The 13332-nt window shown below is 30.7% G+C and carries 10 protein-coding genes and 1 tRNA gene; 3 read left to right on the forward strand and 8 right to left on the reverse strand.

What is annotated here, in order from left to right; genetic code table 11:
• Positions 1–25: 25 nt before the first annotated feature.
• The 5 genes from qatD to FHK87_RS12500 form a co-directional block, all read right to left on the reverse strand.
• Positions 26–751 carry a Qat anti-phage system TatD family nuclease QatD gene (qatD, locus tag FHK87_RS12480; RefSeq protein ID WP_140593361.1) on the reverse strand — a complete coding sequence of 242 codons (726 nt, stop codon included), beginning with the start codon at positions 749–751 and terminating at the stop codon, positions 26–28.
• Positions 751–2115 carry a Qat anti-phage system QueC-like protein QatC gene (gene qatC, locus FHK87_RS12485; RefSeq protein ID WP_140593364.1) on the reverse strand — a complete coding sequence of 455 codons (1365 nt, stop codon included), beginning with the start codon at positions 2113–2115 and terminating at the stop codon, positions 751–753. The genes qatD and qatC overlap by 1 nt, the downstream gene beginning before the upstream one ends.
• A 2-nt stretch (positions 2116–2117) precedes the next feature.
• On the reverse strand, positions 2118–2858 hold the full coding sequence (locus FHK87_RS12490; RefSeq protein ID WP_140593366.1) for a hypothetical protein: 741 nt from the start codon (positions 2856–2858) through the stop codon (positions 2118–2120).
• A 2-nt stretch (positions 2859–2860) separates the two neighbouring features.
• Entirely contained in the window at positions 2861–4762 is a 1902-nt protein-coding gene (locus FHK87_RS12495) for a KAP family P-loop NTPase fold protein (RefSeq protein ID WP_140593369.1), read from the reverse strand.
• A gap of 301 nt (positions 4763–5063) precedes the next feature.
• Positions 5064–5714, reverse strand: coding sequence for a hypothetical protein (locus FHK87_RS12500; RefSeq protein WP_140593371.1), 651 nt, complete (start codon positions 5712–5714; stop codon positions 5064–5066).
• Positions 5715–6004: 290 nt separating this feature from the next.
• Here FHK87_RS12500 and FHK87_RS12505 point away from each other — a divergent pair, with 290 nt between their 5' ends.
• Positions 6005–7027 (forward strand): helix-turn-helix domain-containing protein, encoded by a 1023-nt coding sequence (locus FHK87_RS12505; RefSeq protein ID WP_140593373.1) that lies wholly within the window; start codon positions 6005–6007, stop codon positions 7025–7027.
• A gap of 255 nt (positions 7028–7282) precedes the next feature.
• On the opposite strand, the gene FHK87_RS12510 is transcribed toward FHK87_RS12505, so the two are convergent.
• Positions 7283–7355, reverse strand: a tRNA-Gln gene (locus tag FHK87_RS12510).
• A gap of 212 nt (positions 7356–7567) precedes the next feature.
• Between FHK87_RS12510 and FHK87_RS12515 the strand changes: the two genes are divergently transcribed.
• On the forward strand, positions 7568–10861 hold the full coding sequence (locus tag FHK87_RS12515) for a glycosyltransferase family 117 protein (protein ID WP_140593376.1): 3294 nt from the start codon (positions 7568–7570) through the stop codon (positions 10859–10861).
• 45 nt (positions 10862–10906) lie between these two features.
• Positions 10907–11557 carry a polysaccharide deacetylase family protein gene (locus FHK87_RS12520; protein ID WP_140593378.1) on the forward strand — a complete coding sequence of 217 codons (651 nt, stop codon included), beginning with the start codon at positions 10907–10909 and terminating at the stop codon, positions 11555–11557.
• Here the strand turns inward: FHK87_RS12520 and FHK87_RS12525 are convergent.
• Together FHK87_RS12525 and FHK87_RS12530 are read right to left on the reverse strand one after the other, a co-directional pair.
• Positions 11554–11850: a thioredoxin family protein gene (locus tag FHK87_RS12525; RefSeq protein ID WP_140593380.1), complete on the reverse strand. Its 297-nt coding sequence runs from the start codon at positions 11848–11850 to the stop codon at positions 11554–11556. The two genes, FHK87_RS12520 and FHK87_RS12525, sit on opposite strands and share 4 nt — an antisense overlap.
• Positions 11851–11924: 74 nt before the next feature.
• Positions 11925–13160, reverse strand: coding sequence for a metallophosphoesterase (locus FHK87_RS12530; RefSeq protein WP_140593382.1), 1236 nt, complete (start codon positions 13158–13160; stop codon positions 11925–11927).
• Between the last annotated feature and the right edge of the window lie 172 nt (positions 13161–13332).

Consider the following 13332-nt stretch of genomic DNA (forward strand, 5'->3'; position numbering starts at 1 on the left):
GTTTTGGGGTTGCGTGCTCAGCTTGCTATTTTATTCTATTTAATAGCTTTACGAAATTTTGATAAACCTGAACTTCCATGGATTTTGAGTTAAAAATATTTTGCAAATAATCTATAACTAACTTGATATCTTTGGGTTTTACAGGAGTATTATTTCGCTTTATAAAAGGTCCATCAGTCTCCGTTAGAATAAATTCTTTAGGAATTCTTTTTATTATTTTTTTTCCAGATTCAGATTTTATCATTGCCGTATTTACTGAAAAATAATATCCCTCATCAATAATCTGATCTATAAGTTTTACTCCTCCAGAATACCAATGGAATATAGCATTGTGTATTTTATATTCTTTCAATAATTGCAAAACCTCTTTCTCTGCTTTTCTAGAGTGAATACTTAATATTTTTTTTTCTTTTGAAACGGCTGCTAGAATTTTTTCAAAACTATCAAGTTGAATGTTTTTAGTACTCATTCCTTCTCTTGAGAAGTCCAACCCTATTTCTCCAATATAAGATGTCATATCAAGGTATTTATAAAAAAGAGGGAGTTCTTTAGAGTGATACTCAGCCATTAACGGGTGCATTCCTAGAGCTAATCTAACTTTTTTGTAATTTTGAATATGGGGGTATCCCATTTTGAAATGGCTTGGCAAATTAGTCATTCCAATAGTAATTATTCCAAGGTTTTCCGATTCTTTAATAATATCTTTAGGCGTTGGATACAAATCAAAATGACAATGTGAATCTATAAACATTATATATTAAGTTCAGATTTAATAAAACTATTCCCTTTATCCTTAAAAAGCTGTAATACTTCTACTTTTGAACGTAATACCATTTTGGCATAATCTTCCAAATCTTCAATTGGAACACTTCCATTTATCAAAATATCTCTTTTCATTTGTTCTAAATTGATGTCTTTCCTTAGATAGTTTATTACTGCCGGCAAATCTACATAACTATTTCTAGATGATGGACGTGTTATATCCCTTCCGTAAATTTGATTGTCTCTATTAGACTTATTTAATGAAGCCCTACGATATATACATGGCATACAAACACCACAATGATTAGTATTTTTATTTTCCCAACTTCTATTATGTCCAGATTTTCCGCAAGAAGTAGACTTTTCTACAAGAAGGTTAAGTACAGTAGAGTTCAAACAATTTTCTATCATTTCTCCCTTTGTATGAAACTTGTAGGGGTTTTGAAGTTCCATTTTAATATTCAAATTATTCAACAAAGATTGCATCTTACTTATTACAAATGGATGTGTGGTTCTTGTACTCAAAGAGCTAACTCTAGATGGTGTCAATGGATAATTAATAGAAATTGTCCCATTTTCTGGTATTATTAAATTCGAAGAAGGTGATAAATAACAGCCTAATCCTATAAAGAAAAAAGAACGACTTCTGTAATTTCCTTCTGTATTGAACTTATCACCATTTATATTAACTCTACTTAAAGCTAATTTTGCCTGAATCCAATTAGCTTTAATTTTATCAGGGTATTTTTTAATTAAATCAGAGAACAGTAAATTTTGATCTCTATTCGGTCCTGATGAATAAAAATCAAAATGAGAAACTAATAAAATTTCCTCATCCTTATTTAGCTTTTCAAGTTGATCAATAATTCCAATTAACGAATCTAATCCTCCAGAAAACAGGCTAGTAGTTTTTATTTTATCTAAATTGAAGTTTTTCCTGTTTTTATTCCATCTACCTTTAGTTTCAATATAAATTCTATCAATGGTATTTAGTTCAAAACCTATATTCCAATAATCTCCAGTTAAAAACTTTAATGCTTCTTGCAATATTATTTCTTGACCTGTCCAACTGGGTAGATTATAAACTGGAAATGTAACGTCTATTTCTCTAGCCCATCCATCATCAGAATAATATTCTCTATCCAGAAGGCAATCTATTCCATAAACAAGGACAGATATTAGAAATAAATCAAATTTTATTGATTTTATATCTTTTGTTAAATCATAAGCATCCACAAAATTGCGTAGAATTAATGGTACTTTTTGCTCAATTCCTTTTAAGTCATTAAAAACCAAATTAATATTTGAGAATTTACCATTATTGGCTTCGTATAATTCAATTTTTACTTCCATAATTATTCAAACACAGTTAAAATATCTTCTTGCATATTTTTGATTAATCTATCAGCTTCATCTGAACCCCAATCAAGTTTTTGTAAAGAATATGTTCGTTGTACATCTCTTAGACTCTCAAAAATGAAGTCTTTAATTTGTCTAAAAAGATTATTACAATCCAATTGATTTTTATCTTTTATCAATTTTTCATAAAACCATTTATCTAAATGCTCATAAATATAGTATCCAAAATATTTAATAATAATATCCTGAGATGTTTCTATTTCGAATTTATCAGTCAGTATTACCCCTATATCATCAATATCATTTGCATCAGAGATAAGCTCCTCTAATAATTTCCTTGTGGCTTCCTTAGCAGCTATTTCATCAATTGTTGAAGCTGATCCTGAACAATATTCAATTAAATGATTAATTACATCTGAGACTGACTTATCCTGTAAATTATCTAATCCCGTTCCCTCTAACGCTTCTCTAATATTGTTACCAGCACTAGTAAATGAACCAAAGAAACCTCCAATCTTTTTTGCTGTTTTTATTCCGCTTCTACCTCCTATTTTAGAGCCGCCACGCCCCCCTTTTTTAGAGCCACCGATTACAGCTACATAATTTTTTAGTATTCTGTTTTTCTTTTCAACAGACAAAGAAGATGAATCACAACTACTAGTAATAGAAGAACTCAAATCTCCCCAATTAGGCATCATTGCATGTCGTGTGTCTGAGAAAGACTTGGAAGTACCCATTATTATTTCGTTTTTAAATTATATGCTTTACTTATTTTACTTCTATTATCACTAAATAATTCATTGAAAAAATGACCCATAACTGGATGATTATTAAACCTTCTAAGACTCACTCCTAATGCAGGATCAATATCACTTTTCTTAATTACCTTTAATGCTTCCATATAATATGTTGTTACATCTTCAAGCTCCATTTCCAACATATAATTAAATATTTCATAACTCTTTTTTTCTTTAGGGCTTTTTTTAATGTTACTTGAAAGTATATTTAAGAAACTGTCTTTTTCTAGTGAATTAAGTTTCACAAACTTTTCACCAATAACCCTCTTGATTAAAGCTGTAGGCATCTCTTGATTTAATTCATTAAATAATGCTTTTACAATTGGTGGAATTAAACTTGAAGCTGAAATAGAGGTAGCTATCCTATCTCTTGATATCCAAAAATAATCACGTAAATCAACATCGACCAATTTTGGTTCAATATGAAGCCATTTAATAATTTTCTCTTTTGACCAATCACCGAAGCCAGCATTTTCGACTTCTTTAGATTGTTCATTAGAATTCCCTTCATCACATATCTTTTCTAATAATATTATTTCCTGGGGCTTACCCTCTTGATTTAACTGCCATTCAAATAATTGCCTAAAAAGTCTAATTTCTGAATATTCTAATAGCATTAATTTGGCTAAAATAGAAGTATTAAAATCACTTAGCCTTGCCACATTGGACAACCTTTGCCTAAGTATATAAGTATTCAGAAATCTTTTTATTTGTCTTGGGTTTCCATATAAACTTTGAGTTATTAGCGGAACTAAAGAAGGAATAGATATTATATTAGACTTAACTTTTTCAAAATCTTCAGGCTGCAGCAATGATTCTATATTTAACAAACCATAAGCAGAATATTTATCTTTTATTCTATATTCTTGAAAATTTGAATGAATTCCTTTAAATTTTTCATTTCCAATTTCCCTTTTACATATCAGCATTGAGATATATGTTTCAACCTCTGGTTCAGATAGTTTAGGTAGCGAATAAGGTAATTGTATTAATTTTTCTAAATAATCATCAATAATTCTTGAATTATCCCCTTGTATTGAATTAGTATCTCCATATTTAAATTCAATAGCATGCCTAACTATTCTAGGATCCGCACCTATAACAAATGCTGTTCTAGGAACGTTTACAAACAATTTAATTGCTTCTAAATTTTCTATAATCCTCTCTGGTTTACATCTATCCAAATCGTCAATTATAACTACTAATCTTTTAAAATTAGTAGCCTCTAATAAATCTGAAAAATCATCCCTAAATTCTGCTACCGGGTTTATATTAGAATTTTCATTTTCTTCATTCTTTTTTAATGAGTCAAAAAATTCTCGCCCCTCATCTGAACTCATTTTCTCAATCAGTTTTTCTGGACTATCTAGATTCCATTCTGCTAATTTTTGCATTGCAAAAGGGGCTAAGCTCAATCCTCCAGTAAAGTATGCAGATACTGCGGGTAAGGCTATATTCTTTAAAACCATACCTGCCCCTCTCATCCAGTTAATTGATTTCCATAATTTTTTAGATTTTTCTTTTATTGATTCTTTTATCTCAGCACTTAATTTTTTGTTATCCTCTAATCCTTTTAAAATAGAATTAAGTAGTGCTGCTTTTGCATCATCATATCCTTCAAAAGTCCATCCGTTAAAATATATACAAAGGGTATCCTCTTCTTCCTCATCTTTATCAAATTTTTCCTGAATTATTTTTAAAATACTTGACTTACCGCTACCCCAATCTCCAAAAACCCCTATAGTAATTGGCAATACAGAATCGTCTTTAATAACATCTATGAGTAAATCTGCATGTACTTTAAATCCTAGTAAGTCTTCTGATGTTTCATTGTCTGACCACATATTTAATTATTTAATAAAGTGAAATAGTAATATTTTAGTAATTACTTCTATATAAAATATTAATTCTCTAGCCCTGTAGCGAATTTAATCTTTGTTTCCATTATTAAATTGCGGTAATCCACAATTCATTAGTCCTATTTCAAAACACAACCCCTTTACCTAAATACTATATTTAGGTAAAGGGGTTGTGTTTACTTTTATAAATATAGCTATTATACTTGAGTGTAAAAAACCTTAATTTCAGCAATAGTTTTCCATTTTACTAGGTTTTTTAGATTTAACTTCAATTTTTATTGAATGTTTAATTCTTTAACTCTTCTTTCTCTTTAATTATATCAACTAATTCAGACCAATCATATTTTTTCATAGAAGCACCCAGTTGATATGTTGCAAAGCTATCCGCTTTAACTTTTAAAGCTGCTGCCAATGCTTGATTTGATTCTTCCCAAACATAGCTACTTTGTGAGACTACTTGCCCAGACATTTTCTTAAATTCTTTTAATTTTTCAGAATATCTTTCCATTTCCTTAAAGGAAATAGCATTATTATAGTTATGTTTAATTATCCCTGTCGTAGCACTTAAAACAAAACTATCCTTCATACTATCTAAACCAATTTGATAATAAGTTATACTATCATTTTTAAAATCAGCAATTGCCATTTTCATACTCCATTTATTTTCTTGATCTTTTTTAGGCTTATAAGTAACAAAAGCGGAATGTATATCTTTTCTATATCTAGCCATTGCGATTCTTTCCCTATATTCTGGTATAATATTTCCCAATTTATCAATCTCTCCGACATTACTTATTACCTTTTGATTAATTCCTTTTAATTCACCATTAATTGAATAAAGACTAAATGCAATCCATCCTAGAAAAGTCAGTAATGCAGTAATTAAAATTTCTTTAATTCCAATACTTATAGTATTACTTTTATTATCATCTCCCATTATATCTAGGTTTTAAGAATTGACACTATATATTTTAACATTTTAAACAAAATACCCCATATCCTAAATCAAAAGGATATGGGGTAATCAAATATGAATTTAATAAAATTCAATAAAACTACAATCACATTTTTATTTTTTCCTCCCTATTTTTTTATAAAACCTACTTTATTCTGTATCAGAAAATACAGTTGCATTTTTCAAATAATACAATATATATAGTTTTTTATATACATATTGTATTATTTGTTTTTTATTTATAACTTTAGAGCAATTCTTAAAATTCAAAATTGGACGCTAACAAAAACTACAATAAAACATTAACAACTACAATTCGTTTAAAAAGAATTGAACGAGGTATTACACAGGCAGAATTAGCTAAAAATGTAAATATTTCACCCATAATCTATGGTCATATAGAATCAGGACGCCGAGAATTAAAAATATACGAGTTTGTAAATCTATGCCACTATTTGGATATTGATATTGATGAAACTTTAGAATCTAGCATATTAAACATTAATGAAAATATACTAACACTTGAAAAAAAACTTAAAAACAAAGTAATATCTTTTACAAGTTTTAAAGGTGGGGTTGGTGTATCGACGTTATCCATTCTTCTCTCAAATGAAATATCTAAGGATTATAAAATTATTTTAATCGATTCACACTATCAGAACTCGTGCTACGATCTAAGAATGAGGGATATAAAAACATTCCCTGAGACCAAACCATTATATGAGATCAAAACAGTTCCATTCGAAAATCTTGCAAATTATCTAAGTACTGCAAAAACTGAATATGATTACATAATTATAGACCTCCCTAAATTCTTTTATATAGAAGATCATATTGAAAATATTATTGAAAAAAGTGATTTTGTTTTTGCTCCTTTTCATTTAAGATACAACAATCAACCATTTGAGACTTATAAAGACGAACCTTTAAGGTATGCTGATGGTCGATTGGATTTATTTGTAAACCTTAGAGAGCGTTCCTCTAAAAAAGGAAACAAAGCTGTCTTCTCACTGATTCCCTTTAGAAACAATATAGATGTTGAATTCAAAGAATATATTGAAAATTACGACATCACATTAATTCCTGAAACGTTCAAAGAGTTTGAAGAGATACCAGAGTATCTAGATACAATAAACCCTATTTCTACAAATGAAAACTCTTCTTTTGCTCCATATATAATGGAAACAATGAAAGTTTTATACTACTTAATGGAAATCACAGATTCAAACTTAGTAATCGAGGATCAAAAGAATATCAAAAAATTGAGATGGAAGAATCTTTTTGATAGAATCTAAAAAAAACACATTGTTATGAAAATCAAATATCTACTAATAAAAAATAATCCTTTAGAAAACCTAAACAACCTACTTGAAGATTTCTCAGCTACACTTAAAACTATTACTATTTTACTTACTATTAGCGCTATAGCGGTAATAATAATCCATCACTATATCCGCAACAAAAGATAGCATAAAAACATTCTTTCCCCCTATATATCCCCCTAAAAAAGCAAAATCCCTTTAAAAACAAATGTTTTAAAGGGATTAAAGTTGGTCTACTAGGGCTCGAACCTAGACTCTTCTGGACCAAAACCAGACGTGTTGCCAGTTACACCATAGACCAATGTGTGATTGCGGGTGCAAATTTAAAACTTTCTTTTTGCTCTGCAAATATTTTTTAAAAAAAATATCAAATAATTAATTGTTAATTTCTCTTTTTACAATATCTCCTACAATTTTAAAATATAAACTTCTGTTAAGCGTTTCCAAAAAAAACCAATTCGGAAGTATTTTTATTACTAAATTCGCCACACGTTATATAACCGAAGAAATCTTATGAATACATTCAACTTTAGTAAGTGGAATAAAATATTGGGATGGGTAGTATTTGCAATTGCTCTATGTGTTTATTCTATTACAGTAGAACCCACAGCTAGCTTTTGGGATGCAGGAGAGTATATTGCCACCTCATCAAAATTGCAAGTAGGACATCCTCCAGGGGCACCTCTGTTTCAAATGATTGGAGCTTTTGCCTCGATTTTTGCATCAGAACCTACACAAATAGCACTAATGGTTAATATGACTTCTGCGTTCGCAAGTGCATTTGCCATACTTTTTATGTTTTGGTCTATTACTATTTTAGCAAAAAACATTGTTAGCAAAGATGAAACAGTGTCTCAGGGGCAATCATTTGCTATTCTTGGAAGCGGTTTTGTAGGAGCTTTAGCATTTACTTTTACGGATAGTTTTTGGTTTAATGCAGTGGAAGCAGAGGTATATGCAATGGCAACTTGTATTCTTGCTGTACTCTTTTATCTAGGTTTACTATGGGAAAGAGATATGCACAAACCAAGAGGAAATAAATGGCTTATTTTAATTTCTTTTATTGTAGGATTATCTTTTGGAGTTCATTTTATGGGATTACTCTCTATTCCTGCCATTGGATTATTATACTATTTCAAAAACTATAAAGATATTAACATTGTTAATTTTGTACTAGCTAATGTTATAGTAGTAGCTATATTATTATTTATTTTTAAACTACTCTTGCCTTCTACTCTTAAATTCTTTGGTTTTGCCGAAGTATTTTTTGTAAATACAATAGGACTACCTTTTAATTCAGGTACTATTATCGCGGGATTAATCATAGCTACTGCTTTTTATTTTGGAATAAAATATACAAGAAGTAAAAAATATGTACATCTCAACACGCTTTTATTGTGCATACTTTTTATTCTAGTTGGTTTTTCTAGTTGGATCATGCTACCTATTAGGGCCAATGCAGGAACAGTTATTAACGAAAACAATCCAAACAATGCCAGAGAACTTTTAGCATATTATAATCTTGAGCAATACCCAGAAACACATTTGTTTTACGGTCCTCAATTTACCGAAATCTATTCTGGTTTGGATAGCGAAACCCCTTATGAAGATGATAAACCAAAATACGAAAAAGACCTTAAAACCGGTAAATACATCATTGTAAATGACTGGAAGGACGCTAAGCAAAATTTGGATAATGCTCACAAAGCGTTTTTACCAAGAATGTGGAGCACAGAGCATATTGCTAATTACATGGAATACTCTGGACCAATTAAATTTACAATAAAACCAGAATATCAAAGTGAAGAAGAGTTGCTTAATGCCGTAACCCAATTTAGAAGAGAATATGCTAGTGGAAAATTAGACAATGATGACTATCACAAATTTTTACAATCTTTTGGCAATTATATAGATGTAGAAAAACCTTCATTTTGGAGCAATGTCACATACTTATTTGACTACCAAATGGGTTATATGTATTGGCGTTATTTTATGTGGAATTTTGTCGGGCGACAAGACGATAATCAAGGTAAGATGACCAAATTAGAAGGAAATTGGTTAAGCGGAATAAAATTTCTTGACGAAATTCGATTAGGCCCACAAGACAATCTACCAGAAGACGCCCTCAAAAACAAAGCTCGAAATACGTATTACTTTTTACCATTGATTCTTGGCTTAATAGGCTTTATATTTATGTTTCAGCAAGACAAGAAAAAATTCTGGGTATTACTTATATTCTTCCTATTTACTGGATTAGCATTAAAGATTTATCTTAATGAAAGACCTTTTGAACCTAGAGAAAGAGATTATGCATTAGTAGGTTCTTTTTATGTTTTCTGTATATGGATCGGCTTTGGGGTGTATGCAATTTTTGATGCTCTTAAAGCGTATCTAAAACCCAAAATACTCGCCCCTATTGTTACTGCATTTTGTTTTCTTGCAGTACCAGTTCTTTTAGCCTCAGAAAACTGGGATGATCATGATAGATCTAATAGATATACTGCACAGGCTATGGCAAAAATGTATTTACAATCCTGCCAGGAAAACGCAATATTATTTACAATAGGAGATAATGATACTTTTGCTTTATGGTATGCCCAAGAGATCGAAGGATATAGAACAGATGTGAGAACTGTAAATACAAGCTTATTTGCTACAGACTGGTATATTGATCAAATGAAAAGAGCTGCATATGATGGCAAACCTATTCCTTCTCAACTCACTCATGAGTTCTATAGGTTTGGTAACAATGACGCTATATATCATAAACCTATTACCAAAGACACAATGTTGATCAAAAATTGGATGAGATGGATTGAAAGCAATGATCCAAGAACCAAAGGTGATCTTCAAAGTGGTAAAAAGGTCAACACATTTCCATCAAAGCACATCAGAATACCAGTTAATAAAGAAAAAGTTTTAGAAAGTGGAATCGTTGCACAAAAAGATGCGCACCTTATAGTGCCTTATATCGATATTCATCTTAAAGGAGATCTTCTATTTAAAAACAGGCTGCTCATGCTTGATATTATCGCTAACAACAATTGGGAAAGACCAATTTATTTTACCGGCGGTAGTTATGGAGATGATGATTTTCTTTGGATGAAAGACTACTTACAACTAGATGGGGTTACCTTCAAACTAGTTCCAATAAAGACAAAAGTAGACCCTAGAAATCCTTTTGACATGGGTAGAATCGACACAGATCTCATGTACAAAAATGTAAAAAGTTGGGATTGGGGTAACAGTAATGATCCCAATATATATCATGATCCAGAAACAAGGAAAAATGCGATCACATATCGTAGTAACCTTGCTCGTTTAGTAGACGCTCTTATCAAAGAAGGTAAGAAGGATAAAGCAAAAGAAATACTTGATTTGGCTATGGAAAAAATGCCAATAGAGTATTATGAGTATTATACTTTACTAGAAGCATATGTGAGTGGTTATTATGCAATAGGAGAAAAACAAACAGCAAGAGACCTCTGGGGGAAACTTGCTAAAAAATACCATGACCAACTCACCTATTTTGGTAGTTTAGAACTTAAAGATCAATACGAATATGCCGAAGACATCGTCACCAATGTTGAACGTTATCGAAGCTTAATAGATCTTTTAATCATTAACAAAGACAGAGAAATGGTAGAAGAAAAAGCTGATGAATTCAACAAATACCTGAGACTGTTTACAAGGCTTTATTCTAGTGATGAAGAATACGATGACGGAATAGAGCAACAAGAGGAACCTCCTATTGAGGAGCAAAAAACACCTCAAGATTCTACTGTATTAGATACTTTATCAAACTAAAATACAAACGAGGCTTTAAAAAATTTAAAGCCTCGTTTTTTTATCGTGAATATCATACCTGTAAAAACACCATATCTTATAAAGAGCATTTTCTCTAATTACATCTGGGATCTTCCTGAAACAGATAAGAAAAAGATATATCTTACTTTTGATGATGGACCAATACCAGAAGTTACAGACTTTGTATTAGCACAGCTTGAAAATTACAGCGCAAAAGCTACCTTCTTTTGTATTGGCGATAACATACAAAAGCATCCTGATATTTTTAAAAGAATTATAACAAATCAGCATGCAATAGGCAATCATACCATGAACCATATAAAAGTTTGGAAACATAGCAAAAGCGCTTATATCCAAAACACAATCAAATGCCAGAATATTATTAATAGTAACACTAGAAAGAATGAGAACACAATACTCTTTAGACCTCCTTATGGCCAAATAAGCATTTCTACATTCAAAGAATTAAAGAAATTAGGATATAAAATTATTCTTTGGGATATTCTATCAAAAGATTGGGATAAGAAAACAAGTCCCGAGAAGTGCTTGAAAAATATAATTGATAATACTAAAGCAGGAAGTATTATAGTTTTTCATGATAGTTATAAAGCTGCCAAAAACATGAAATTTGCTTTACCAAAAGTTCTGGATTACTACACCAAAAGAGGATACACCTTTGAAAAGATCACTTTTTAAACATATTCTTTCATAAGACCTATAAGAGTATTAGCATCTTGTTCTCCACTTTGTCGCCATACCATTTCTCCTCCTTTATAGATCATTAATGTAGGAAGTCCTTTGATGCGTAAGGCTGTGGCTAACTCTTCATTTTTATCCACATCAATTTTTATCACTTTACCTTTATCACCTAAAGCAGCTGCTACATCTTTCAAAACAGGGTGCATTGCCAAAGAAGGCTCGTTCCACTCTGTATAAAAATCTAATAAGACCGGCACTTTAATCCCAATAATATCTCCAAATTTTGACATGTCTAAAACTTTTTTGTTTTGATCTAACATCTATTTGACACTTAAACAATTGTAAATATAACATTTTCTAGTGACTACGCCTCTTCTTTACCTTTACGCAACTCAATAACTGTAATTTCTGGCCATATCCCTACTCTACCGGGAAAAGCATGAAAACCGAACCCTCTGTTTACATTAAGAAATCTTCCCATTTCGTTATACATACCCGCCCATTGCTTGTACACATATTGTACAGGACTCCATCGCATAAAACCAGGAATTTCGATACCAAACTGAAAACCATGAGTATGCCCACTCAAGGTTAGATGAAAATGATCTTCATGTTCCTTTACTTCATATTCCCAATGAGAAGGATCATGACTCATTAGAATTTTAAAATCTTCTTTATTTATTTTTTGAGATGCTTTTTCTAAATCTCCAGCTTTTTTAAAATTATGTCCCCAGTTTTCAACTCCTACGATAGCTATTCGTTGTCCGTCTTTTTCTATAAAGTCACTATCATTAAGTAACAGATTAAAATTGATTTTAGTATGTATATCCTTTATTGCCTGAAAGTTATTCTCTTTTTCTTCCTGACTCTCCCAAGTTACATATTCACCATAATCATGATTCCCCAGAACAGAGTATTTACCATATTTATACTCTTTAATTCTATTAAAAGTATCAATCCAATCATCCATTTCGCTTGCTACTGTATTCACAATATCACCGGTAAACAAAAGCATATCTGTATCTTGCTCATTAATAAGGTCTATTGCATATTCAATTTTATCAGCATCATCAAAACTCCCAGAGTGAATGTCAGAAATCTGAGTAAGCCTAAAACCATCAAACGCAGAAGGAAGATCGTCAAAGTACAATACGTGTTTTAGGACTTTAAAATTATATTTTCCTTTTACTATACCATACAAAAGCCCTGCAAAAGGTATCGAAGCAACCCCTAATGCTAATTGAGATAAGAATTTTCTTCTCCCGGGAAAGTATCCCATTTCATTCTCTCCAGTAGAAGGAATAATATATCTGTAAATAGCAACAATGACTCTTATAATATCTTCACCAAACATAAAAAGCACCAATACAATCTTTGGCACTACTGTGAGCATAATCATACCACTTGCTCTTAATGTATATTTTGTTGGCCCAACGCTTCTGTCATAATTTGCAAAAACATAAATTACATACCCCAAAATCAATATCGAAATCACTATATACGACAACTGTATCCATTGGTTTTTTGCAATAGTTCGTATGGCTTGATAAGCATAAAGCTCTATCAATAAATAAATAAGTATAGGAATTAACCAACGCATCTTTTCTAAATAAGTCTAATTTTTTTGACAAAACTATCTTACCTTTTTAACTTCTGAATATTTTTAAGTAAAAATTAACGGTAAACAAATTTTAATTCCTAAATCCATTAAAATAAGTAAGCTACCTTTCATAAATCTTAATAAATTCTTTTAGTACTAAGATTTTTATTTG

The organism is Aquimarina algicola (assembly GCF_006443095.1).
Taxonomy (GTDB): domain Bacteria; phylum Bacteroidota; class Bacteroidia; order Flavobacteriales; family Flavobacteriaceae; genus Aquimarina; species Aquimarina algicola.

Coding starts and splice junctions, on each gene's coding strand:
- qatD (WP_140593361.1), bottom strand. CDS start 751: ATGTTTATAGATTCACATTGTCATTTTGATTTGTATCCAACGCCTAAA.
- qatC (WP_140593364.1), bottom strand. CDS start 2,115: ATGGAAGTAAAAATTGAATTATACGAAGCCAATAATGGTAAATTCTCA.
- FHK87_RS12490 (WP_140593366.1), bottom strand. CDS start 2,858: ATGGGTACTTCCAAGTCTTTCTCAGACACACGACATGCAATGATGCCT.
- FHK87_RS12495 (WP_140593369.1), bottom strand. CDS start 4,762: ATGTGGTCAGACAATGAAACATCAGAAGACTTACTAGGATTTAAAGTA.
- FHK87_RS12500 (WP_140593371.1), bottom strand. CDS start 5,714: ATGGGAGATGATAATAAAAGTAATACTATAAGTATTGGAATTAAAGAA.
- FHK87_RS12515 (WP_140593376.1), top strand. CDS start 7,568: ATGAATACATTCAACTTTAGTAAGTGGAATAAAATATTGGGATGGGTA.
- FHK87_RS12525 (WP_140593380.1), bottom strand. CDS start 11,850: ATGTCAAAATTTGGAGATATTATTGGGATTAAAGTGCCGGTCTTATTA.
- FHK87_RS12530 (WP_140593382.1), bottom strand. CDS start 13,160: ATGCGTTGGTTAATTCCTATACTTATTTATTTATTGATAGAGCTTTAT.